Genomic DNA, 22,534 nt, shown 5'->3' with positions numbered 1-22,534 from the left:
CAAGGGCGGGCTAGCTGTCGAGTTCGGCGGGCACCGTGATCACGTCGACGAAGGCGCCTCGCCGGAGCACCGTCACCGGCAGGCGGGTGCCGATCGCCGGCCCGAGCATGAGCCGCTGCAGCGCCTGCACGTTCGCCACCGGCCGCCCGCCGGCGGAGACGATCACGTCGCCGAGGTAGATGCCCGCCGTCCCGGCCGGGCTGCCGGGCACCACCTCGACGACCCGCAGGCCGACCTTCTGCTCCAGCCTTGCGGCGACCGGGGGCGGCAGCGGCACGGGTACGCCGGCCACGCCCAGCCAGGCCCGGCGTACCCGGCGGTTGGTCACCAGCTCGCCGATGATCTGGCGGGTGGTCGAGTTGATCGGCACGGCCAGGCCCAGGCCGTACCCGGCGACCGCGGTGTTGACCCCCACCACGCGTCCGGTGGAGTCGGCCAGCGCGCCGCCGGAGTTGCCCGGGTTGAGCGCCGCGTCGGTCTGGATCACGTCGTCGATCAGCCGGACGTTGCGGCCGTCCCGCGCCGGGATCGACCGGCCCAGGCCGGACACGACGCCCGCGGTGACCGAGCCGGCCAGCCCCATCGGGTTGCCCACCGCGACCACGAGCTGCCCGATGCGCAGGCGGTCGGCGTCACCGAGCTCGGCCGGTGGCCCGCCGGTCGCGCGTACCCGCAGGACGGCGAGGTCGGAGAGCGGGTCGGCGCCGACCACGTCGAACCGCGTCTCGAGGCCGTCGGCGAAGGTGGCCGTGCCGCCGGACGCGCCGGTCACCACGTGCGCGCTGGTGAGGAGGAACCCGTCGTCGGTGAAGGTGACCGCCGATCCGGCGCCGCCGCCCCGGGCTGTACGGACCGCCAGGGCGGCCACGCTCGGCAGGACCCGCGCCGCGACGCCGGTGACCGCCTGGGAGTACGCGTCGAGAGCCTCGCGCTCCACATCACGTTCGGTGCTCATGAAGCAGGAAACGCCCCGAGAAGCTCCTCAATGCCCGACGTGGCATCCGCTCTTAGCGAACAGCCGGAACCCCCCAAAAGTGGAAATCGCACAGCCTGTCCGATTGGCCGGGCCGCACACCCCGTTGACTAGTCGTAGCTCCCGAGAGGGGGAACGGATGGTCAGCGTCGACCATACAGAGCCGACCGACGTGGTGGACCGCCTGTTATGGCGGGACGCGCAGTACATGCTCGGCCGGCACGCACGACCCGACCACGATGGCAAGTGTGTCTGGTGCGGCTCGGAGTGGCCGTGTCCGCCCAGACGGCTCGCCCAGCGCGCCGAGACGGCATCCCGCCGGCACTGGCGTGAGGCGTGGACGGCCAGGCACGACCTGAACGGACTCCGCGCGCTGCCCAGTTGGCGCGAGGACCTGAACCGCGGCTACTTCGACTGACCTGCAAGCGACAACTCAATGAGACTGTCACCCCCGCGGTGACACCCCGGTGCCCCGCCAGTGCCGTGGTGTCCCGCACAAGACCCACCCGGACTTGGTGGCCGACAAGCCTCCGTCGGTCCTACGCCTCCGGCCAGGCGTTTCCCCCGGTTTGGGGTGGGTACGGCGGGCGAGAGTACGTGATCACCGGTTCCCCCGCATACATCGGTCACGTACTCTCGCCCAGCCGATTTTCTGGGCACTGTTACGGCGACGACGTGCTCTGGATTGTCCGGGCGTACCGGACCTGCCGCACCAGCGCGGGGCCGATGAACTCGTCGCGCTCGCCGCCGTCGGCCGACCAGCCACCGCGCTCGTAGAAGCGGCGGGCGTGGGTGTTGCCGGCGAGCACCCAGAGCACGACACGCCGCCAGCCGCCCGCCGCGAGCTTGTCCAGCGCGTCGTCCATCAGCGCGCGACCGATGCCCCGACCCTGGGCGGCAGGGTCGACGTGGATCGCGCAGAGCATGCCGGTGCCGGGCTCCACACCCGGCCCCAGGTAGGTGAAGCCGACGATCTCGTCCGCGTCGGTCGCCACCGTCATCTGGTAGTCGTCGCGCTCGTACTTCCAGCGCTCCACCCAGTACGCGGCCATGCTCGACGGCGATACCGTCGCCAGCGCATCGGCCGGCACGATGTCCGCGTACGCGGCGGTGCGGGAACGGTGGTGCAGCGTGCCGACGTCGGTCAGGTCCCGCTCGTGCGCGGTTCGGATCGTGATCCCCACTGGTCCCAGGCTAGCCGTGCCGGCACCGGTACCCGCATCAAGTCTTCGGCGATCACAAGGTCACCGGCGAAGTGCTCACGCGCCTCATCCCGAAAGCGCGCCGGATCGTCGTACCGCTGGGAGAAATGGGTGAGCACGAGCCGTCGTACCCCTGACTGGTGTGCGACGTGCGCGGCCTGCGCCGCGGTCAGGTGGCCGACCTCGGCGGCCATCGCGGCGTCCTCGGACAGAAATGTCGCCTCGATGACCAGCAGGTCGACGCCCTCCGCTAGGGCGAACACGCCGTCGCACAGGCCGGTGTCCATGATGAACGCGAACCGCTGCCCCGGCCGCGGCTCGCTGACCTCGTCGAGCAGGACCCGCCGCCCGTCGAGGTCGAGGTGGCCGGTGCGGATGATCTCGCCGACGGCCGGGCCGGTGATGCCGTGGGCGGCCAGCCGGTCCGGCAGCATGCGGCGCCCGTCGGGCTCGACCAGCCGGAAGCCGTACGTCTCGATGGAGTGCCGCAGGCGGCGGGCCTCCAGATGCGGGGCTATGGGGCCGTCCCCGGCGATCGGCGCGGCGCGGACGTCGGCGGTCTCGTAAAAGCTGGTCGCGTGCCGGAGGTGCGCGAAGAACGCGCCGCCCGAGGCGGGAAAGTGCACCGGTACGGCGTGCTTCACGCGGTCGAGCGACATGCGCTGGATCACGCCGGGCAGGCCGAGGCTGTGATCGCCGTGGAAATGGGTGACGCAGATGCGGGTGATGTCCGAGGCGGCGACGCCGGCGCGGAGCATCTGGCGCTGGGTGCCCTCGCCCGGGTCGAACAGGATCCCCGCGCCGTCCCAGCGCAGCAGGTAGCCGTTGTGGTTGCGGGTTCGGGTCGGCACCTGGCTTGCCGTGCCGAGGATGACGAGTTCGCGCACAGGTCCTTTATATGGTCGACCCCCGGGGTTCCGCGCGCTGCGCGGGCCGGCTGGACTGGGCCGGTTGCCCCGGGGTCGGGTGGCTGACTTGATTTTCGCCGCACCGCTGCCACACGGTCTCGACGACGTGTCTGTCAAGGACAGCGGCTAGCGGACAGCCACCTCACGAGTCCCATTGCTATACAAAGCCGGACCACCTCCCTTCCCGTGTACCGCCACGCTATCCACTGGGCGCGGTGATCGGCAACGGCAATTCCGTGGCTATCGTTTCGTGGCGACGACGCGAAAACCGACGGTGTTGTAGCCGCCGCCCGGATCCCGGCCCTCGCCGCGGTAGCTGGTCCGGCAGCTGCGCCCGGTGGAGTACCACGATCCGCCGCGGACCGCGTGCACCTGCTTGCCCGCCTCCGCGCCGTTGCTGGCGGTGATCAAGCTGGAGGTCCACTCGAAGGCGTTGCCCGCCATGTCATAGCAGCCGTAGTGGCTCCGGCCGTCCGGGTACGAACCCACCGCCGTGGTGTAGCCGCCCGCGGCGGAGATCTTGGCGTACAAATCCGTGTAGACGAAGCCAGTCCGGCTGTCATGATCGATCCAGCCCTGCACGCCGCCGTCCGCGCCGATGGACAGGATCGACGCGAGCGACGCATCGGTGGCCAGCGCGTACGCCGCACACACCGCGTTGTAGTTGTACTTACTGGTGATCTTGCCGGAGGCGTACGAGGTCCCAGCCTCGTCACCCCACGGGTACGCGTACCCCTGCGGGCCGCGAGCGGCGTTCTCCCACTCCGCTTCGGTGGGCAGCCGGACGGTCCAGCCACCGACCGCGGCGGTCAGCCACTCGCAGTACGCCACGGCGTCCTGCGCCGACACGAACAGCACCGGGTGATCCCGCTTGTCCGCCGGCGGCGCGCCGTCCGTCCAGTACTTGGGCACGGCGCCGCGCGCGGTCCCGTCGACGAACTCCTTGTACTGCGCGTTCGTAACCTGATACCGGCCGATCCAGTAGTCATCCTCGATCGGCGCTGCCTCGCCGCCACCCCGGTTGCTGAGGTCCGTGGCGAACGCGAACGACGGGCTCGCCGGGACCTCGACCAGCGGCTGGCTTTCTGCCGCCGCGGTAGTGCTCGTGCCGGCGGGGGCGCCGTTGCTCTTGCCGTCCGACGAGGACGACTCGCAGGCCGCCACCGCGGCGACGCCGATCCCAGCGACCATCGCGAGGAACGTGCGCCGATCCGGGACCTTGTGCATGAGCGTGATCGTGGTGCCGGACCATGTGAACGCGCGGTGGCGTACCTGAGAGCCCGCTATGTGCCGGCGCTAACCCGGCAGAGGCCGGCTAGGCCATTGCGAGCACTGTGAGCCCGTGGTTGACGGCCAGGTCGTCGTAGTCCTTAGTGTTAAGAGTTGCCAGCGGCAGCCCTTCGGTCAGACAGCATGCCGCGATCCACGCATCGTTGATCGGATGGGTGCGGCCCCTGCGCCTGCCGGAGGCGGACATGCGCCCCCAGGTCTGCGCGGTCTCCCAACTCGCGTTCACCATGATGCAGCGCGACATCCACGCCTCAAGCGCCGCTTGGTTGCGCCGACTCCAGTCCCGAAGCGTTGCCCATGGGGTCATCTCGCCGACCGTGACGAACGTCAGGCACCAGGTCTTGCCGGCGAGCCGGGCCGCCATAGATGACGGGAGGCGTTCTCGAAAGATCAGAGAAGCGACGTCGGTATCCAACACGACGTAGTCATGACCGCCTACGTCAGGTTGGCTTGACGCTCGGCGTACACGAACGCGATGAACGCGTCGAGTTCTTCGTCGGATTCGAACACGTCATCACGGGCCATCTCCGACACATCCTTGATCGGCCGGATCCCCCGACGTCGTGCTTGCTCATCGAGCGACTCGCGGCGGCGGGCGATGCGCTGCGGGTCGTTCAGCGGTTCGGCTCCACTCGTCATCCTGGCTGTCACCACCCTTCGCCGCGAGTCTGTCACGCCGAGCGTTGGTTGGCTGATCCCAATCAGGCGTCAGTCTTCGCTACCCCGATCGGGCAGGTCATCCCGTTCGGGCCGTGGTTGCAGTACCCGTTCGGGTTTTTGTCACTTGACAAGTACTGCTGGTGGTAATCCTCGGCGAAGTAGTACTCACCGAGCCGGCCGATCTCCGTGGTGATCTCGCCGCGGCCGGCGCGGGCGACCACCGGCGCGAACGCCTCGCGGGACGCCTCCGCCACCACAAGCTGCTCGTCGGTCGTCGTGTAGATCGTCGAACGGTACTGGGTGCCCACGTCGTTGCCCTGCCGCATGCCCTGGGTCGGGTCGTGGTTCTCCCAGAAGACCTTCAGCAGCTGCTCATAGCCGATCTTGCTGGGGTCGTACACGACCTGGACGACCTCGGCGTGGCCGGTCTGGCCCGAGCAGACCTCCTCGTACGTCGGGTTCTGGGTGACGCCGCCCGCATAGCCGACCGAGGTCGAGATCACGCCCGGCAGGCGCCAGAACAGCCGCTCGGCGCCCCAGAAACAGCCCATTCCGAAGACCGCCACCTCGGCGCCGGCCGGCCAGGGGCCGCGCAGCGGCGTCCCGAGCACCGTGTGCCGCTCGGCGACCGGCATCTCGACCGACCGTCCGGGCAACGCGTTCTCGAGGGTGGGCAGGTCAAACTTCATGCGCCGCAGAAACACTGCAAGCTCCTCTCATGCTTCCAGACCCTGCAACGCCGCGGGGCACCGACCCTTACCCCAGTGCCGCGGCGACCTTCTCGGCGTACGAGCGGGCCTCGTCGTCGGAGGCGTATTTCGTGCGGGGCCAGAAGAAACCGCGCAGGCCGTCGCCCTTGGTGCGGGGCACCACGTGGGCGTGCAGGTGGGGCACCGACTGCGACACCTTGTTGTTCATCGCCACGAACGTCCCGCCCGCGCCCAGGCCGTCCTCGACCGCCACCGCCAGCCGCTGCACCAGGCCGAAGAAGGGCGCGAGGTCCGCGGCGGGCAGATCAGCGAGTACGGCGACGTGCGTGCGCGGCACCACGAGGGTGTGCCCCTTGAATACCGGCCGGGTGTCGAGAAACGCGAAGCCCGCAGGCTCGTCGGCTACCACGAACGCCGGCACGGAGCCCGCCACGATGCCACAGAACAAGCAGTCGGCCACCCCGGAAAGGGTAGCCGCGCCGCGTCGATCAAGGGATTCCGCGTCGATCAAGGGCAAACGGTCGTGGATTAGAGATCAAAGCACGGCCGTATGCCCTTGATCGACGCAGAAAGCGGGCGGAGCGCGGGGAGCGGGGGCGGGAGCGGGGCGCGGCGCGAGAGGGAGCGGGGCGGGGGAACGGGGCGGGATAGCCTGGGGGCGTGACGCGGCGGGTGGTTATTGCGGTGCTTGGTGAGGTTCGGTGGCATCCGCCGGGGGTTGACGCGGCTGCGTGGCGGGCGGCGCTGGCCGAAGACCTGGTCGACCTGCTCGCGACCCTCAACGAGGTGGAGCCGGCCATCGCCGCCCTGCCCGCCGACCGCGCGCTCGCCGAGTCGGTGGCCTGGCCGAGCATGCCGGTGTACGACGTACCCGACCTGAGTGCGGGAGCGATCTTCGCGGTGGCCGCCAAGGACGGGTACGAGCAGGCGGCGGCCGTGGCAGGGGACGCGCCGGACGTACCGGGACTGTTGGTGGGGAAGTTGCTGCGGCCGCTGACCACCCGCCCGCTGGCGGTGGCTCCGGCGGATCCGGGGCCGGGACTGCTCGGCGTGGCGGCCCGGTTGCCGGCACCGGACTGGCTGCCGGCGTTCGACCTGGACAGCGGGGCGCTCGCGGAGATCCGGGCGGCCGCGCCACGCCCCGCGGACGTGGGTTCAAGCCCGCCGTGGCGCCGCCTGCGAACCCCCGCGGACCTCGCGACCCTGGACCCCGCCGTGGAGGGCTGGGACACGACCCGCGCCCTCCTCGGCGGCTAGCGACCGCTAGAGGCCCAGGTCTCCCAGGTCGCCTAGGTCCAGCTGGGATCGCGCGAAGGTCTGCGGGTCGGCGAAGTCCTCATCGGAGGGGAGGAGGTCGGGGTGGCCCCACAGCGAGTCGCGGGCGGCCGTGCCGCGGTGCTCCGTCAGTGCGGCCCACAGGGTGGCGGCCTCGCGGAGCCGGCGCGGGCGCAGTTCCAGTCCCACCAGCGCGGCGAACGTCTGCTCCGCCGGCCCGCCGGCCGCGCGGCGCCGCCGGAAGGCCTCGCCGAGGCGTAGGACGTTGGGCAGCCGGTCGCCGGCCGCCTCGTCGACGACGTGGCACACCCAGCCCTCGACCAGGGCGAGCGCGGTTTCCAGCCGGGCCAGCGACGCCTTCTGCGACGGGGTGTCCTCGGGCGTGAAGATGCCTTCGAGGGCGATCGCCTGCATCGACTCCGGGTTGGTCGGGTCGATCCGGCCCATCGCGTCTTCGATCGCCTCGCGGTTGACGGTGATGCCGGCGGCGTACATCTCCACCGCCGTCAACACGTGCCCGCGCAGCCACGGCACGTGCTGGAAGAGCCGCTGGTGGGCCGCCTCACGCATGGCGACGTACAGGCGTACCTCATCGAGCGGAAGCTCCAGGCCCTTGCCGTACTCGCTGATGTTGGCCGGGACGAGCGCGGCAGTGCCGGCCGGTCCGAGCGGAAGCCCGATGTCGCCGGCGGAGAGCACCTCGGCGGCGAGTGAGCCGAGCGCCTGGCCCAGCTGACCCCCGAAGAGCGCGCCGCCCAGCGTGGTGACCATCGACTGCATGGGGCCGAGCTGGGCGCGCGCCTCCGGCGGCACCAGGTCGCCCATGGCCGACACCATGCGGCCGGCGACGGGGTCGCACAGCTTGCGCCAGACGTCCAGGGTGTTGTAGATCCACTCGTTGCGCGTCCACGCCACGGACGTGTGGATGCCCGACGGCAGCGCGGAGGCGGGCTCCAGCCAGAGGTCGGCCAGGCGCAGGGCTTCGTCGACCTCGTTCCGCTCGTAGACGTTGACCGCCGGGTCGCCGGTCCCGGCGAGCTGACTCACCGCTACCTGACGGGCCAGGTCCCAGTTGACGGGGCCGGTGCCGGGGGTCGCGAGCAACTGCTGCAGCTGAGCCATGAACTGCTGCATCTGCTGCGGATCGTTGGGGTCGGGTGGCTGCGCGCCCGGGAGAGCGAAGCCGAACGGGATATCAGGCACGTCATCCACGGTACGCCCGGGTTTTGGCGCCTGCCGTGTCCGCGCTGTCAGCTCAGGGAGAAACCGGGGTAGGTACGCTTCGCGCATGAGACGTCGCGGTGTCACTGTCCTCCTCGGCGCGCTGATCACCGCGTTGCTGAGCGTGGGAGTGCTAGCCGCCCCTATCCCGTACGTGGTGCTCGGCCCCGGCCCCACCGTGGACACGCTGGGTAAAGAGGACGGCAAAGAGGTCATTCAGGTCACCGGCACGCAGACCTCGACCTCGGCGGGGCAGCTGCGCCTGACCACCGTCGGCGTGCAGCCGGACGTCAAGCTGCTCTCCGCGATCGCGGGCTGGTTCAGCGACGACGAGGCCGTGGTGCCGCGCGAGTTGATCTACCCGCCGGACCAGACCGAGCAGCAGGTCGAGGAGCGCAACGCCGAGGACTTCAAGGCGTCGCAGAGCAGCGCGGAGACGTCGGCGCTGCGCGAGCTCGGCTACCCGGTGCAGGTGACCGTCAAGAACGTCACCGCCGGCGGACCCTCCGAGGGCGTCCTGCGCGCCGGAGACATCCTCACCTCCGTGAACGGCAAGCCGGTGACCAGCGGGCCGAAGCTGACCGAGATGATCCGGGCGGAGCCGGGCGGCACCGAGCTGACCATCGGCTACACCCGCGCAAACGCCAACGCGACCGTGAAGATCAAGACCCGGGCCCAGGACGGCGAGCCGCCGCGCATCGGCGTGGAGATCGAGCCGAAGCAGCCGCACCCGTTCGAGCTGAAGATCGATCTGTCGAAGATCGGCGGCCCGAGCGCGGGCCTGATGTTCGCGCTGGGCATCATCGACAAGATCGAGCCGGCCGACCTCACCGGCGGCAAGATCATAGCGGGTACGGGGACCATCGACGACGACGGAAACATCGGCCCGATCGGCGGCATCGGGCAGAAGCTCGTGGGCGCCAAGAACGCGGGCGCGACCGTGTTTCTCACGCCCGCCGACAACTGCGCCGAGGCCAAGAGCAATGACCGCCCGGGGCTCCCATTGATCAAGGTGGCGACCCTCGACGAGGCGCTGGCCGCGCTGCAGACGCTCCGCGACGGGGGTCAGCCGCCGCTCTGCTGACCTAGGGGCATGACCTTCAGGTACACCCCGTACTGTAGGTCCCTGATCGGAGCGGATCAGCCAACAACTTGCGGAGCATACCGTGGTCGTGCGTAGCAGTCCTCTGCCGAGAATGAGCAGGCGGGGGCGCGTCACTATCGGCGTACTCGTCGGGGTATTCCTGCTCTTTACCCTGATGGGCTGGGCGGTCGAGGTGTGGACCGACTGGCTGTGGTTCGACGAGGTCCAGTACACCCAGGTCTTCTCGGACGTGCTGACCACGCGGATCCTGCTCTTCTTCGCGATAGGGCTGGCCATGGCGGTGGTGGTCGGGGGCAACCTCTACCTCGCCTATCGGCTCCGTCCGCTGCTGCGCCCGCACTCGGCCGAGCAGGCCACGCTGGAGCGCTACCGGATGGTGCTCAGCCCGCGCATCGGCACCTGGATCGCGGTGCTCTCCATCATCATCGGGCTCTTCGCCGGACTGTCCGGGCAGAGCCGCTGGCGCGACTGGATGCTTTTCCGCAACTCGCAGCCGTTCGGCGTCACCGACCCCGAGTTCAAGATCGATATCGGGTTCTACGTCTTCGAGTACCCGTTCCTGCGCTACCTGCTCGGCGTCGGCTTCACCGCCGTCGTGCTGTCGGTGCTCGGCTCGCTCGCCGTCCACTATGTCTTCGGCGGCGTGCGGCTACAGGGCATCGGCGACCGGATGACCACCGCCGCGCGTGCCCACCTGACCTCGCTGGTGGCGGTCTTCGTTTTGCTCAAGGCCATCGCGTACGTCCTGGACCGGCGGGCACTCCTGCTCGAGCAGAACCCGCCCAACCTCTACGGCGCCGGGTACGCCGACATCAACGCGCTCCTGCCGGCCAAGGAGATCCTGGCGTACATCTCGATCGTCGTGGCGATCGCGATCATCGTGTTCTCCAACGCGGTGATGCGCAATCTGGTCTGGCCCGGCGTCTCGCTCGCGCTGCTGGCCATCTCCGCGGTCGCGATCGGCGGCATCTATCCCTGGGCGGTGCAGACCTTCGAGGTCAACCCCAGCGTCCGGGACAAGGAGCGCGACTACATCGAGCGCGGCATCAACGCCACCCGAGATGCCTTCGGCCTATCTACGGTGAAGACCGATGCGTACTCGGCCAGCAACCTCACGCCGCCCGCCTCGCTGGCGACCGACACCTCGGTCGTGCCCAACATCCGGCTGCTCGACCCCGAGCTCGTCTCGCAGTCGTACACCCAGTTGCAGCAGGTCCGGGGCTTCTACGACTTCGGGCAGAAGCTCGACATCGACCGCTACACGATCAACAGCAAGACCCAGGACTACGTCGTGGGCGTCCGCGAGATCAACTACAGCCAGCTGACCGACCAGCAGGGCAACTGGCTCAACCGCCACACGGTCTACACCCACGGGTACGGCCTGGTCGGCGCGCCGGCCAACCAGATCGTGTGCGGCGGGCAGCCGTACTTCGTCTCCGGCTTCCTCGGCGACGACCAGACGCCCGAGGCGTGCGCCTCCAACCAGGAGCAGATCCCGGTCGAGCAGCCGCGCATCTACTACGGCGAGCAGGTCGGCGGCGGCCAGCAAGGCGCGGACTACGCGATCGTCGGCCAGGCCGACCCGGACCGGCACGTCGAGTACGACCGGCCGACCGGCTCCAACGGCGAGCAGGGCGTCAACTACACGTACACCGGCACGGGTGGCGTCGAGATCGGCTCCTTCATGCGCCGGCTGCTGTACAGCGTCAAGGAGCGGGAGTCCAACTTCCTGCTCTCCGACGCGGTCAACGACAACTCCAAGCTGCTGTACGTCCGCAACCCGCGGGACCGGGTGGAGAAGGTGGCGCCGTTCCTGACCATGGACGGCGACCCGTACCCGGCCGAGGTCGACGGGCGCATCGTGTGGATCCTCGACGGGTACACGACGGCGGGCACCTACCCGTACTCGAAGCGGGTCAACCTGCAGACCGAGACGGCAGACGAGCTGACCAACGTCGGCACGTTCGCGCTGGCCCGGGAGAACGTCAACTACATCCGCAACTCGGTCAAGGCCACCGTCGACGCGTACGACGGCACCGTCAAGCTGTACGAGTTCGACGACGCCGACCCGGTGCTCAAGGCGTGGAACAAGGCGTTCGGCGGCGACCTGGTCATCCCGAAGGCGGACATCCCGGACGAGCTGAACGCGCACTTCCGCTACCCGGCCGACCTCTTCAAGGTGCAGCGCAACCTGCTGGCGAACTTCCACGTCACCGACCCGGGCGAGTTCTTCAACGGGTCGGACTTCTGGGAGGTGCCCAACGCCCCCGACAAGCCCGACACCGGCGTCAAGCAGCCGCCGTACTACCTGCTGACCCAGTTCCCGGGCCAGAACGAGCCGAGATTCCAGCTCACCTCGGCGGTCACCCCGCTCGGCCGGCAGAACCTCGCCGCGCTCATCTCCGGCTCCTATGTGGACGACAGACCGGTCTTGCACGTGTGGGAACTGCCCGATCAAACGGCCGTGTCCGGCCCGGTGCAGGTGCACCAGCGGATGACGAACACTAACGCCCAGATCAGACAGGACCTGAACCTGCTCTCGTCGAACCAGGCCCAGGTGCTCTACGGCAACCTGCTGTCCCTGCCGTTCGGCAACGGCATGCTCTATGTGGAGCCCGTGTACGTCAAGAGCAACCAGGAGAACGCGTACCCGGTGCTCCAAAAGATCCTCATGTCCTATGGCGACGGTGGCTCGTACGTCGTACTGGCCGACTCGCTCCAAGCGGGCATCAAGGAACTGGTCGACCAAGGCAAACAGGGCGCTCCACCACCCCAGACCGGCACCGAGAACCCGCCGACACAGGGCGGCACCCAGACGCTGACGCCCGAGCTGGCGGCCGCCGCCGACAAGGTCGAGAAGGCGTGGGCGGAGGTCAAGGCCGCACGGGCGGCCGGCGACTTCGAGCGCGAGGGCCGGGCGCTGAAGGCGTTCGACGACGCGATGGCCGAGTTCCAGACGGCCCTCCGCGCCGCCGGCGGCACCCCCAACGCCACCCCATCCCCATCGCCCTCAGGCACCTCACCCCCACATCCCCTCCCCATCCCCTCCCCAGGCGGCTAGCGCTCTCCGCGGCCCGCGCGCCCCTCTGCGCGCGGGCCGCGCGCCGCGTGCCGCGTGCCGCGTGCCGCGTGGGCCTGCGCGCCCTTCTGCGCGTCGATCAAGGGCAAACGGTCGTGGTTTGATCTCCAAACCACGACCGTTTGCCCTTGATCCGCGTGGAAATCCTTGATCGACGGAGGGTGCGCCACGCCACTGCGGGCCCGTTTTGCAGGTACGGCGAACCGTGCGCTAGTGTTAAGGAGCCGACGCGGGGTGGAGCAGCTCGGTAGCTCGCTGGGCTCATAACCCAGAGGTCGCAGGTTCAAATCCTGTCCCCGCTACTAGCAGGAATGCCCTTCTGGAGATTCTCCGGGAGGGTGTTTTTGTATCCGTTTGCTAACGGCATTGCTAACGGTCCTCGTCCGGGTCGTCTTCTTCCTGCAAGATCAGGTTTGCGATGATGTCGGCTGCGTCACGGTCGACTTGCCAGACAGCGCGTGTGAGTAGAGGCTGAGCCGCGAACGCCGCCGCGACCTCGGCATCCACCGGCGGCGCGATCGGCGCTGCGGCGGGTGTGGTCATGGACCGGATCGTGGTGGCCGCCCGAACCCGTAGGTACGGACGTTACGCGTCGATGCTCAGGTCGCTGACCACGCCGAAGTGGTCGGACGGCCACACCGCGCCCGACGCGGTGCGCTCCGGCTCGGTCCACGCCAGCCACATCCGGACCGCCGCCAAGCCGCGCCCTCGGACCAGGACGTAGTCGATGCGGCAGCTGGGCTCGTCGGCGTCGCGGGCGTAGTCGTTGACCCGGTCGAACGTGTACCCCGCCGGGCCGTCGCCCCAGGCGTCGGCGAACCCGGCGGCCCGTAGGTGCTTCATCTCGGCCGAGTCCGGCTCCGCGTTGAAGTCGCCCAGCAGCACGCCCGACGGTGCCATGGCGGAGACGTACTCCACCTGCCGCAACCGCAGCGGGGCGTGGTGCGGCTCCCAGGTGAGGTGGGTGACGGACACCGGCAGGTCGCCGAGCGGGGTCTGGACCAGGGCGTACAGCAGGGCGCGCGGCTCGGCGACGTCGGCGCCGGGCAGGGGAAGATCCGCCGCTCGTGGATCGGCCAGCGGCTGAGCAGCGCGTTGCCCTGCCAGCGCGGATCCATGCCGCCGCGGGGAGCGGCGGGGGCGTACGCGACGTGGTAGCCGAGGCCGTGCGCGATGGCCATGGCCTGACACGTGTCGGGCGACCCGAACCGCAGGTCGCCCGACCGCATCACCTCCTGCAGTCCCAGGATGTCCGGCTGGAGGCGCTGGATCTCCCGCCGGATCAGCGGCAGCCGCCGCGGCCAGGGCCCGGCGTCGTGCCAGATGTTCAGCGACGCGACCCGGACCGACGTCACTCTCGTACCGCGCCCTTGGCCAGGTCGCTGACGAAGTTGCGGGCGAAGATCAAGAACATGACGATCAAGGGGAGTACGGAGAGCAGCGCGCCGGCCATGATGCGGCTGTAGTCCGTGCCGTGTACGCCGTTGAGCTGTTGCAGCGCCACCTGGAGGGTGACCTGGTCGGGGTTGACCAGCACGACCAGGGGCCAGATGAAGTCGTTCCACGCTGCGATGAACGTGTAGATGCCGAGGAACGCGAGGCCCGGCCGGATGATCGGGAGCACGACGCTGACGAACTGCCGGAAGAAGCCGGCCCCGTCGAGCCGGGCCGCGTCGAGCACCGAGTCGGGTATGGCGTTCTGGATGTACTGCCGCAGGAAGAAGATGCCGAACGCGTTGGCCGCGGCCGGGATGATCAACGCCCGCAGCGAGCCGACCCAGCCCAGCTCCACCATGATGACAAACTGCGGGATGACCGCGAGCCCGACCGGCAGGAAGAACGTGCCGATCAGCACGGCGAAGAGCGCCCGGCGACCGGGGAAGTCGTACTTCGCGAACGCGAACGCCGCGAGCGAGTCGAAGAAGAGCACGAGCAGGGTCGTCGTGCCCGCCACGAGGAGCGTGTTGAGCATCGAGCCGAAGAAGTCGATGCTGTCGAGGACGTTGCGCAGGTTGGTGATCAGCTGCGAGCCGAACGTGAGCTTCGGCGGGAAGCGGTAGATGTCGGCCGTGGAGTTGGTCGCCATCACGACCATCCAGTAGAAGGGGAACAGCGCCAGGATCGTGCCGGCGATCAGCACCCCGTGCAGCAGCAGGCCGCGCGCCTTCTTGGGACTCATCGGCGGGCCCTCCCGCCCTCTCCGCGCTGGACGAGCGCCCAGTTGAGGATCGTGAAGAGCGCCACGACGAGGAGCACGACCATGGCGATCGCCGCGCCGTACCCGTAGTCGTTGTGCGAGAACGCCTGCCGGTAGAAGTAGAACACCATGGTCAGGCCGCTCTGCCCGGTGCCGGCGGTGTCGCCGAGCAGCACCTTGGGCTCGGTGAACGTCTGCAGCCCGCCGATGGTCGACAGGACGACCGTGAAGAGGATGATCGGGCGCAGCAGCGGCAGCGTGATGTGGAAGAAGAGCTGGACCGCGTTGGCGCCGTCGACCTTCGCCTGCTCGTACAGGTCGCTGGAGATCGTCTGCAGGCCGGCGAGGTAGATGATGGCGTTGTACCCGGTCCACTGCCAGACCGTGAGCACCGCGATCACGATCTTGATGCCCCAGGTGTTCTGCAGCCAGGCGACCTCGGGCAGGCCGACGGCCTTCAGTGCGGCGTTGACCAGGCCGTAGTTGGTCGCGAAGAGCGCACCGAAGAAGATCGAGATGGCCACCGTCGAGGTGATGTTCGGGATGAAGAACGCCATCCGGTAGAACGCCTTGAACCGCTTCACGGAGTTGAGCAGCACGGCCAGGACCAGCGCCAGACACAGCGTGGGCACCGTCGAGAGCACCCAGATGAGCAGCGTGTTCCACAGCGACAGCCAGAAGACGTCGTCGCTGATCAGGTACTGGAAGTTGTCCAGCCCGGCGAACTGCATCTCGCCGATGCCGTCCCAGCGCTGGAACGCCAGGTAGAACGAGAACAGCAGCGGGGCCAGGCCGAACACCGCGAACAGGATGTAGAACGGCGAGATCGCCAGGTACTGCGGCCAGTAAGCGAGGAAGCCCCGGCGGCGGCGTTCCGGCGCGCGGTGCGGCCGCACCCGGGGACGAGTCCTGGGTGCGGCCGGCGCGGCCGTGCGGGACAGGGTCACGTCAGGAGACTCCCACCCGTTCGCCGGCCTTCTTCGCCGCCGACACGGCGTCGTTCCAGGCGGCCTCGGGGTCCTTGCCCTTGGTCTCGACGTTGCCCAGTTCGGTGGCGAACGACTCGCGGAGCACGCTGTCGTACTCGCTCTCGTAGGCGACCGGGATCTTCTCGGCGGCCGGACCGAACACGTCGATGGTGACCTGCCCGCCGAAGAACTCGTCGGGGGAGGTCAGCGCGGACAGCTTGTACGCGGCCGGCGCGGAGGGAACAGGGCCGCGTCCGTGTAGCCGCGCGCCTGGTTGTCGGCGTTCAGCATCCACGTGATGATCTCGAACGCCTTCTTCGGGTTGCCGGAGCTCTTCGGGATCGCCAGGAACGAGCCGCCCTGGTTGGCCGGGCCACCCGGCATCGGCACCACTCGCCACTTGCCCGAGGTCTTCTCCGCCGCCGACTTGATGTCCAGCGCGACCCAGGCCGCGCCCAGCTTGGCCGGCAGCGTGCCCTGGTTCCAGGCGGCGTTGGCGTCCTGGCCGCCGCTGGCGACCTTGAAGCTGATGCCCAGCGCGACCGCCTTGGTGGCGAGGTCCCAGGCGTTGCGGATGTGCTCCTGGTCGCCGATGAACTTCTTGTCGGCGTCGGCGTACCGCTTGGTGGTCTGCCCGACGGCCATGTCGAAGACCTCGGCCGCCTCGCCGACCATGAACGTGCCGGGCAGCGCCTTCTTCAGCGCCGCGCCCTGCTCGAAGAAGGCGTCCCAGGTCGACGTCGCCGCGGTCACGTCGGCGACCTCGCTCGGCAGCCCGGCCTTCTTGAAGATGTCCTCGCGGTAGAACAGCGCGGTGGGGCCGATGTCGATCGGGAAGCCGATGAGCTTGCCGTCGGTGGTGCTGCCCTGCTTCCACTTCCACTCGAGGTACTGGCTCTTGAGGTCGCCCGCGCCCAGCGTGTTCAGGTCGAGGAACTGGCCCGCCTGGCCCATGAAGTACGCGATGTCCTCGCCCTTGATGCCGGTGATGTCCGGCATGAACTGGCGGCTGGTGATCGTGGTGACCAGCTTGTCCTTGAAGCTGCCCCGACCTGCGTGGCCTTGAACGTGATGTCGGAGAACTGGGTGGAGACGTCGGCGACGACCTTGTCGCTGAGGCCGCCGGACCAGTACCACAGCGACAGGTCCTTGCTGTCGCCGCCGGTGCTGCCGGAGGAGTCGTCGTCGCCACACGCGGCGGTCATGCCGACCGTGGCGCTCGCCACGCCGAAAAGGCCGGCTTGTAGTAACCGTCTGCGAGAAATTGTCATGGGTTGTCCCACCCTTCGGAGATCACGTTGTCAGGTATGCAGTCGTTGAGGAAGGCGTAGTCGCGGCCCAGGTCGGGATCGCCGGCCCTGGTGGTCCGCCACCATTCGGCGATGTCCGCCCAGCCGGGCGCGGCCATGGCCCCGCCGAGTCGCTGGACAGACAGCGCCGCCGCCAGGTTCGCGAACCGCAGGCGTTCCGCCAGCGGGAGGTTCGCGAGGGTCGCGAAGATGAAGGCGGCGCCGAAGACATCGCCGGCGCCGGTCGGGTCGAGCGTGGTGACGGGTAGCCCTCGGACCGAATCGGACTCCCCGGTCGTGTTGTCGATGGCCAGCGCGCCGTCGGGGCCGAGCGTGACCACCGCCACGGGTACGAGTTCGGCGAGGCGGGTGAGCGCCGCGGCCGGCGAATCCGTCGCCGTGTACCGCATCGCCTCGCCCGCGTTGGGCAAGAACGCGTGGCAGTGCGACAGCTGCTCCAGCACCTCCGGCGCCCAGGAGCCCGAAGGGTCCCAGCCGAGGTCGGCGAAGACCAGCGTCCCCTGGGCCTGCGCGCGGGCCAGCCAGCTCTGCGGCTCTTCCCCGATGTGTACGGCGGCGGCCCGGCTCGCGGGCGGTTGGCCGACCAGTTCGTCCGCGGCGAGCGGGGGCGGCTGCCCGTGGGTCACCAGCGCGCGGTCCTCGTCGTACGCGAGGGACACCGTGACCGGCGTGCGCCAGCCGGGGAACCGCCGCGAACCGGACAGGTCGACGCCCTCGCGGCCGGCCAGTTCCGCCCAGCAGTAGTCCCCGAGCATGTCTGCGCCGAACGCCGCGGCCAGCGCGGTCCGCAGGCCGAGCCGGCGCAGCGCGACAGCGAAGTTGGCGATCCCGCCAGGGCCCGAGTCCATCCCGCGCGTCCAGGTCTCAGTACCGAGAGTAGGGGGCTTGGGCATCCCGGAGAACACAATGTCGGCGAAGAGCAACCCGGACAGGAAGACGTCCGGCGGCTGTGACTCAGTCACGGAAGCGTCCTCTCTGCTCGGGAAGCCGTCCAATCTTGCGCATGAGTGTGCACCTCCTGTTGACCGAATGGCAATACCTGTTCAAAGTCAGTCATCGCCATGAGCGACTTTGGCTGATACGATCCCGCCCATGCTTCTCACCAGGCCGGATGCCGGGCACCGAGGAAGCGATCAACGGTGGTCAGGACGTACAACGAACCGGCCGCCTCAGCTGTGGAGGTGACCGAGAGGTGAAACTGGTGATCCTCGGGGCGGCGGCTTCCGCGTCCCCCTCATTCACCGGGCCCTGCTGGTGGAGCAGGGTGAGCCGCGGGTGACCGACCTCGTCCTGTACGACGTGGACCTGCGCCGGCTCACCGCGATCCGGCACGTCCTGGAGCAGCAGGCGACGCTCGAAGGCGACCGGGAACCGCTCAACGTTTCGGTGACCACCGACCTGAAGGAGGCCCTGGCCGGGGCGGACTTCGTCTTCTCGGCCATCCGGGTCGGCGGGCTGGAAGGCCGGGTCGTCGACGAGCAGGTGGCCCTTGACCAGGGAGTTCTCGGCCAGGAGACGGTCGGCGCCGGCGGCATCTCGTACGGGCTGCGCACGGTGCCGGTGGCCATCGAGGTGGCTCGCCGCATCGCGGAGCTGGCTCCGGACGCCTGGACCATCAACTTCACCAACCCGGCCGGCATGGTCACCGAGGCGATGGCGGCGCACCTGGGCGACCGGGTCATCGGCATCTGCGACTCGCCGGTGGGGCTCACCCGCCGGGTGGCGCGGCTGCTCGGGCTCGACCCGGCGACCGCCTGGTTCGACTACGCCGGCCTCAACCACCTCGGCTGGCTGCGCGGCGTGTACGTCGAGGGCCACGACCACCTGCCGCGGCTGATGGCCAACGCGGAGGCGCTCGGATCGTTCGAGGAGGGCAAGCTCTTCGGTGCGGAGTGGCTGCAGACGCTCGGATCCGTCCCGAACGAGTACCTGTATTACTACTACTACTCCCACGAGGCGATCCGGGCCGGGCGCGCGGCGGCGCTGACCCGCGGCGCGTTCCTGCTCCGCCAGCAGCAGGACTTCTACGCCCAGACCGAGCGCGACGCGGGCTCGGCGCTGGCCGCCTGGCGGCGCACGCGCGCTGAGCGGGAGGCCACGTACATGGCGGACACCCGGGAGATCGCCGGCGCCGGCGACCGGGACTCCGACGACATGGAGTCGGGCGGGTACGAGCAGGTGGCCCTCTCGATCATGCGGGCCATCGCCCGGGACGAGCGGACGGTGCTGATCCTGAACGTCCGCAACCGCGCGGCCCTGTCGGTGGTGGACGAGGACGCGGTCGTGGAGGTCCCGTGCGTGGTTGACGCGAACGGCCCGCACCAGGTAGTGATCAACCAGCTGCCGGCGCACGCGGCCGGGCTGGTCGCCAGCGTCAAGGCCGTGGAGCGGGCCGCGATCGAGGCCGCGGTCGAGGGCTCCCGCCGGGCCGCGCTGAAGGCGCTCGCGCTGCACCCGCTGGTTGGCTCGGTCACCGTCGCGCAGCGGATGCTTGATCAGTACGTCCAGCAGTTCCCGCAGTTGTCCTACCTCCGCGGATAGAAGGGCTCGTCCGTGCACGACGACCGGATCCACGTCGAGCGCCGGCTCGACCGCCTCTACAAAGAGCGCATCCTCCCGGCGAAGTACTCCGCACGCGTACCCCTGCAGATCGAGGTCTGGTACGTGCCGGACGAGCCGGTGCCGGTCGCCGAGGCGCTGGCGGCGACGTACCGGGCGTCGGGCGTCGGCGAGCCCTGGGGTACGCCGTGGTCGACCGCGTGGTTCCGGGTGACCGGCCAGGTGCCGGCGGAGTGGGCGGGGCGGCGCGTCGAACTGGTCGTCGACCTCGGCTTCACCGGCGGCGGGCCGGGCTTTCAGGCCGAGGGGCTGGTCTACGACCGCGCCGGGCGGCCGATCAAGGGGGTCGCGCCCCGCAACATGTACGTGCCGATCGCCAGCCCGGCGCGCGGGGGCGAGGACGTCGCGCTGCTGATCGAGGCGGCGGCCAACCCCGACGTCGGGGTCGACGGCTTCAAGCCCACCCCTCTCGGGGACAAGGCCACCGCGGGGAAGGAGCCGCTGTACCGGCTCGCCGCCGTGGACCTGGCGGTGCTGGACGAGGAGGCTTGGCACCTGGCTCTGGACTTCGAGGTGCTGTCCGGGCTCATGGCCGAACTGTCCACACACGACCCGCGAAGGCACGAGATCCTCCGCGCCATGGAACGGGCCGCCGACGTACTCGATGCGCAGGACGTCGCTGGGACCGCGACAGCCGCGCGGACCCGGCTCGCCGCGGTGCTGGCCAGCCCCGCGCACGCGAGCGCGCACACGCTCGCCGCGGTGGGCCACGCCCACATCGACAGCGCCTGGCTGTGGCCGCAGCGGGAGACCATCCGCAAGTCCGCGCGGACGTTCGCGAACGTCACCGCGCTCGCCGCGGAGTACCCGGAGTTCATCTTCGCGGCCTCGCAGGCGCAGCAGTACGCCTGGGTCAAGACGCACCAGCCGGCGGTGTTCCAGCGGATCGGCGAGGCGGTCAAGGCCGGGCAGTGGGCGCCGGTGGGCGGCATGTGGGTGGAGTCCGACGCGAACCTGCCCGGCGGCGAGGCCCTGGCCCGCCAACTCGTCCACGGCAAGCGGTTCTTCATGGACGAGTTCGGCGTGGAGTGCGAGGAGATCTGGCTGCCCGACTCGTTCGGCTACACCGCGGCGTTCCCGCAGATCGCGCGGCTCGCCGGCGTGCGCTGGTTCCTGACTCAGAAGCTGTCCTGGAACCAGACGAACAAGCTGCCGCACCACACCTTCCGGTGGGAGGGCATCGACGGCACCCGGGTGTTCACCCACTTCCCGCCGGTGGACACGTACAACTCCGAGTTCAGCGGGAGCGAGCTGGCTCACGCGGTGGCCAACTATGCGGAGAAGGGCGCCGGCACCCGCTCGCTGGTGCCGTTCGGCTGGGGCGACGGCGGCGGTGGCCCCACCCGGGAGATGCTGGAGAAGGCGCGCCGGCTGCACGACCTGGAGGGCTCGCCCCGGGTGGTCATCGAGAAGCCGGCCGACTTCTTCCGCGCCGCCGAGGCCGAGTACCCGGACGCGCCGGTCTGGTCCGGCGAGCTGTACCTGGAGCTGCACCGCGCCACGTACACCAGCCAGGCCCGTACCAAGGCCGGCAACCGCCGCAGCGAGCACCTGCTGCGCGAGGCCGAGCTGTGGGCCGCCACCGCTTCGGTACGCACCGGCGCGGCGTACCCGTATGAGGCGCTGGATCGACTGTGGAAGGTCGTGCTGCTGCACCAGTTCCACGACATCCTGCCGGGCAGCTCGATCGCGTGGGTGCACCAGGAGACCGAGGCCACGTACGCCCGGGTGGCGGAGGAGCTGAACCGGATCGTCGACTCTGCACTGTCCACGCTGGGCGGTGGCGTGTTCAACGCCGCGCCGCACCCGCGTACCGAGGTGGTCGACGGCACCCTCGTGACGGTGCCCGCACTGGGTGTGGCGGCCGTGGCGGCTACGGCGTCGCCGGCTGCGGTCACTGTGGACGGTCTGGTGCTGGACAACGGGCTGGTGCGCGTCGAGGTCGACGAGAACGGCCTACTGACGTCGGTGCGGGACCTGACCGCCGGCCGCGAGGTGCTGGCCCCGGGCTCCCGGGCAACCTGTTGCAGCTGCACGCCGACCTGCCGAACGAGTGGGACGCGTGGGACATCGACGCGCACTACCGCCGGCAGCGGGTGGACCTCACCGAGGCCAGCTCGGTCACCGTTGTCGACAGTGGACCGCTGGTCGGCGCCATCCGGGTCGAGCGGGAGTTCGGCGCGTCGCGCGTCACGCAGACCATCCGGGTACGCGCCGGCAGCCGCCGCATCGACGTCGAGACGGACATCGACTGGCACGAGGTCGAGAAGGTCCTCAAGGCGGCGTTCCCGATCGACGTGCACGCCGACCGCTCGGCCGCCGAGATCCAGTTCGGTCACGTCCACCGGCCGACACACAACAACACCAGCTGGGATTCGGCCCGCTTCGAGGTGTACGCCCATCGGTGGATGCACGTGTCCGAGCCCGGCTACGGGGTGGCGGTGCTCAACGACTCGACGTACGGCCACGACGTCACCCGCACGACCCGGGACGGCGACGGGGGCACCACGACCACGGTCCGGCTCAGCCTGGTCCGGGCGCCCCGTTTCCCCGACCCGAAGGCGGACCAGGGACTGCACCGCTTCACGTACGCCCTGCTGCCCGGCGCCTCCATTGTGGACGCGGTGGCCGAGGGGTACGCGCTGAACCTGCCGGCACGGGTGGCCGAGGGTGGCGCGGGTGCGGTGCCGGCGCCGCTGGTCCGGGTGGACAACCCGGCCGTGGTGGTGGAGGCGGTCAAGCTGGCCGACGACCGGTCGGGTGACGTGGTGGTGCGCCTGTACGAGGCGGCCGGCGGCCGGGCGACAGCCACCGTGCGACCGGGCTTTCCGACGTCCTGCGCGAGCGTGGTGGACCTGCTGGAGCGCCGCCTGCAGGACGCTCCGCCGCATGCCGACTCCGACGGCGGCGTACACCTGAGCCTGCGCCCGTTCCAGATCGTCACCCTCCGCTTCGCCCGCAGCACACCCGCGTGATCAAGGCGTCCCTCAAGTCGTTCTAACGACTTGAGGGACGCC

24 protein-coding genes, 1 tRNA gene and 3 pseudogenes are annotated in these 22,534 nt (G+C 69.7%); 10 read left to right on the top strand and 18 right to left on the bottom strand.

The genetic code is table 11. The features are described from left to right. Positions 1 to 10: 10 nt before the first annotated feature. On the bottom strand, positions 11 to 955 hold the full coding sequence (locus Prum_RS15235; RefSeq protein WP_173077177.1) for a S1C family serine protease: 945 nt from the start codon (positions 953 to 955) through the stop codon (positions 11 to 13). Between the two features lie 157 nt (positions 956 to 1,112). Between Prum_RS15235 and Prum_RS15230 the strand changes: the two genes are divergently transcribed. Then, entirely contained in the window at positions 1,113 to 1,391 is a 279-nt protein-coding gene (locus Prum_RS15230; RefSeq protein ID WP_173077176.1) for a hypothetical protein, read from the top strand. Between the two features lie 244 nt (positions 1,392 to 1,635). Here Prum_RS15230 and Prum_RS15225 read toward each other — a convergent pair whose 3' ends face one another. From Prum_RS15225 to Prum_RS15195, 7 genes are all read right to left on the bottom strand, one after another. Next, positions 1,636 to 2,157, bottom strand: coding sequence for a GNAT family N-acetyltransferase (locus Prum_RS15225; RefSeq protein WP_173077175.1), 522 nt, complete (start codon positions 2,155 to 2,157; stop codon positions 1,636 to 1,638). Continuing rightward, positions 2,118 to 3,062 (bottom strand): ribonuclease Z, encoded by a 945-nt coding sequence (locus Prum_RS15220; RefSeq protein ID WP_173077174.1) that lies wholly within the window; start codon positions 3,060 to 3,062, stop codon positions 2,118 to 2,120. The genes Prum_RS15225 and Prum_RS15220 overlap by 40 nt, the downstream gene beginning before the upstream one ends. A 261-nt stretch (positions 3,063 to 3,323) precedes the next feature. Further along, the gene (locus Prum_RS49555; RefSeq protein ID WP_218577258.1) at positions 3,324 to 4,310 is read right to left on the bottom strand and encodes a formylglycine-generating enzyme family protein; all 987 of its coding nucleotides are present in this window, start codon (positions 4,308 to 4,310) and stop codon (positions 3,324 to 3,326) included. 88 nt (positions 4,311 to 4,398) lie between these two features. Continuing rightward, on the bottom strand, positions 4,399 to 4,791 hold the full coding sequence (locus Prum_RS15210; protein WP_246277903.1) for a type II toxin-antitoxin system VapC family toxin: 393 nt from the start codon (positions 4,789 to 4,791) through the stop codon (positions 4,399 to 4,401). Positions 4,792 to 4,808: 17 nt separating this feature from the next. Then, complete coding sequence (locus Prum_RS15205; protein ID WP_218577848.1) at positions 4,809 to 5,012, bottom strand: hypothetical protein; 204 nt, start codon at positions 5,010 to 5,012, stop codon at positions 4,809 to 4,811. Positions 5,013 to 5,074: 62 nt separating this feature from the next. Continuing rightward, positions 5,075 to 5,737 (bottom strand): peptide-methionine (S)-S-oxide reductase MsrA, encoded by a 663-nt coding sequence (gene msrA / locus Prum_RS15200; protein WP_173077173.1) that lies wholly within the window; start codon positions 5,735 to 5,737, stop codon positions 5,075 to 5,077. Positions 5,738 to 5,789: 52 nt separating this feature from the next. After that, the gene (locus tag Prum_RS15195) at positions 5,790 to 6,203 is read right to left on the bottom strand and encodes an HIT family protein (RefSeq protein WP_173077172.1); all 414 of its coding nucleotides are present in this window, start codon (positions 6,201 to 6,203) and stop codon (positions 5,790 to 5,792) included. A gap of 200 nt (positions 6,204 to 6,403) precedes the next feature. On the opposite strand from Prum_RS15195, the gene Prum_RS15190 reads away from it, so the two are divergent. Next, positions 6,404 to 7,000, top strand: a complete 597-nt coding sequence (locus Prum_RS15190; protein ID WP_173077171.1) for a hypothetical protein — start codon at positions 6,404 to 6,406, stop codon at positions 6,998 to 7,000. 6 nt (positions 7,001 to 7,006) lie between these two features. Here Prum_RS15190 and Prum_RS15185 read toward each other — a convergent pair whose 3' ends face one another. Then, positions 7,007 to 8,221 (bottom strand): zinc-dependent metalloprotease, encoded by a 1,215-nt coding sequence (locus Prum_RS15185; RefSeq protein WP_173077170.1) that lies wholly within the window; start codon positions 8,219 to 8,221, stop codon positions 7,007 to 7,009. An 85-nt stretch (positions 8,222 to 8,306) separates the two neighbouring features. Between Prum_RS15185 and Prum_RS15180 the strand changes: the two genes are divergently transcribed. The 3 genes from Prum_RS15180 to Prum_RS15170 all read left to right on the top strand — a co-directional run bounded on the left by Prum_RS15180 (position 8,307) and on the right by Prum_RS15170 (position 12,725). Further along, entirely contained in the window at positions 8,307 to 9,323 is a 1,017-nt protein-coding gene (locus Prum_RS15180) for a YlbL family protein (RefSeq protein ID WP_173077169.1), read from the top strand. 112 nt (positions 9,324 to 9,435) lie between these two features. Further along, on the top strand, positions 9,436 to 12,405 hold the full coding sequence (locus Prum_RS15175) for a UPF0182 family membrane protein (protein WP_173077168.1): 2,970 nt from the start codon (positions 9,436 to 9,438) through the stop codon (positions 12,403 to 12,405). A 246-nt stretch (positions 12,406 to 12,651) separates the two neighbouring features. Continuing rightward, positions 12,652 to 12,725 (top strand) — tRNA-Met (locus tag Prum_RS15170). 67 nt (positions 12,726 to 12,792) lie between these two features. On the opposite strand, the gene Prum_RS15165 is transcribed toward Prum_RS15170, so the two are convergent. Then, on the bottom strand, positions 12,793 to 12,966 hold the full coding sequence (locus Prum_RS15165) for a hypothetical protein (protein ID WP_173077167.1): 174 nt from the start codon (positions 12,964 to 12,966) through the stop codon (positions 12,793 to 12,795). Between the two features lie 42 nt (positions 12,967 to 13,008). After that, the gene (locus Prum_RS15160; protein WP_246277902.1) at positions 13,009 to 13,398 is read right to left on the bottom strand and encodes an endonuclease/exonuclease/phosphatase family protein; all 390 of its coding nucleotides are present in this window, start codon (positions 13,396 to 13,398) and stop codon (positions 13,009 to 13,011) included. Between Prum_RS15160 and Prum_RS51525 the strand changes: the two genes are divergently transcribed. Continuing rightward, on the top strand, positions 13,384 to 13,581 hold the full coding sequence (locus tag Prum_RS51525; RefSeq protein WP_246277901.1) for a hypothetical protein: 198 nt from the start codon (positions 13,384 to 13,386) through the stop codon (positions 13,579 to 13,581). The genes Prum_RS15160 and Prum_RS51525 overlap by 15 nt on opposite strands. Here the strand turns inward: Prum_RS51525 and Prum_RS55055 are convergent. The 7 genes and pseudogenes from Prum_RS55055 to Prum_RS15135 form a co-directional block, all read right to left on the bottom strand. Continuing rightward, positions 13,539 to 13,778 (bottom strand): annotated as a pseudogene (locus Prum_RS55055) (endonuclease/exonuclease/phosphatase family protein); the annotation flags it as partial. The gene Prum_RS51525 and the pseudogene Prum_RS55055 sit on opposite strands and share 43 nt — an antisense overlap. Next, complete coding sequence (locus Prum_RS15150) at positions 13,775 to 14,602, bottom strand: carbohydrate ABC transporter permease (protein ID WP_173077164.1); 828 nt, start codon at positions 14,600 to 14,602, stop codon at positions 13,775 to 13,777. The pseudogene Prum_RS55055 and the gene Prum_RS15150, both read right to left, overlap by 4 nt. After that, entirely contained in the window at positions 14,599 to 15,567 is a 969-nt protein-coding gene (locus tag Prum_RS15145) for a carbohydrate ABC transporter permease (RefSeq protein ID WP_218577257.1), read from the bottom strand. Before Prum_RS15145 ends, Prum_RS15150 begins: the two co-directional genes overlap by 4 nt. Before the next feature lies 1 nt (position 15,568). Then, entirely contained in the window at positions 15,569 to 15,751 is a 183-nt protein-coding gene (locus tag Prum_RS49550; protein ID WP_218577256.1) for a hypothetical protein, read from the bottom strand. A gap of 41 nt (positions 15,752 to 15,792) precedes the next feature. Further along, the gene (locus Prum_RS49545; RefSeq protein WP_218577255.1) at positions 15,793 to 16,587 is read right to left on the bottom strand and encodes an ABC transporter substrate-binding protein; all 795 of its coding nucleotides are present in this window, start codon (positions 16,585 to 16,587) and stop codon (positions 15,793 to 15,795) included. Continuing rightward, the gene (locus Prum_RS49540) at positions 16,512 to 16,859 is read right to left on the bottom strand and encodes a hypothetical protein (RefSeq protein WP_218577254.1); all 348 of its coding nucleotides are present in this window, start codon (positions 16,857 to 16,859) and stop codon (positions 16,512 to 16,514) included. The genes Prum_RS49545 and Prum_RS49540 overlap by 76 nt, the downstream gene beginning before the upstream one ends. Continuing rightward, positions 16,856 to 17,860 (bottom strand): carbohydrate kinase family protein, encoded by a 1,005-nt coding sequence (locus tag Prum_RS15135; protein WP_218577253.1) that lies wholly within the window; start codon positions 17,858 to 17,860, stop codon positions 16,856 to 16,858. The genes Prum_RS49540 and Prum_RS15135 overlap by 4 nt, the downstream gene beginning before the upstream one ends. 274 nt (positions 17,861 to 18,134) lie before the next feature. Here Prum_RS15135 and Prum_RS15130 point away from each other — a divergent pair, with 274 nt between their 5' ends. The 4 genes and pseudogenes from Prum_RS15130 to Prum_RS51510 all read left to right on the top strand — a co-directional run bounded on the left by Prum_RS15130 (position 18,135) and on the right by Prum_RS51510 (position 22,492). Further along, positions 18,135 to 19,439 (top strand): family 4 glycosyl hydrolase, encoded by a 1,305-nt coding sequence (locus tag Prum_RS15130; RefSeq protein WP_371871368.1) that lies wholly within the window; start codon positions 18,135 to 18,137, stop codon positions 19,437 to 19,439. A gap of 12 nt (positions 19,440 to 19,451) precedes the next feature. After that, positions 19,452 to 21,233 (top strand): annotated as a pseudogene (locus tag Prum_RS51520) (alpha-mannosidase); the annotation flags it as partial. Next, positions 21,152 to 22,015: pseudogene (locus Prum_RS51515) on the top strand (glycoside hydrolase family 38 C-terminal domain-containing protein); the annotation flags it as partial. The pseudogenes Prum_RS51520 and Prum_RS51515, both read left to right, overlap by 82 nt. Positions 22,016 to 22,141: 126 nt before the next feature. Then, complete coding sequence (locus Prum_RS51510) at positions 22,142 to 22,492, top strand: glycosyl hydrolase-related protein (protein ID WP_246278571.1); 351 nt, start codon at positions 22,142 to 22,144, stop codon at positions 22,490 to 22,492. The last annotated feature ends 42 nt before the right edge of the window (positions 22,493 to 22,534 follow it).

The organism is Phytohabitans rumicis (genome assembly GCF_011764445.1).
In the GTDB taxonomy this organism is placed as follows: Bacteria; Actinomycetota; Actinomycetes; order Mycobacteriales; family Micromonosporaceae; genus Phytohabitans; species Phytohabitans rumicis.
Note: the sequence above shows the minus strand (reverse complement) of the source record. Positions and strands in the feature narration are given on the sequence as shown.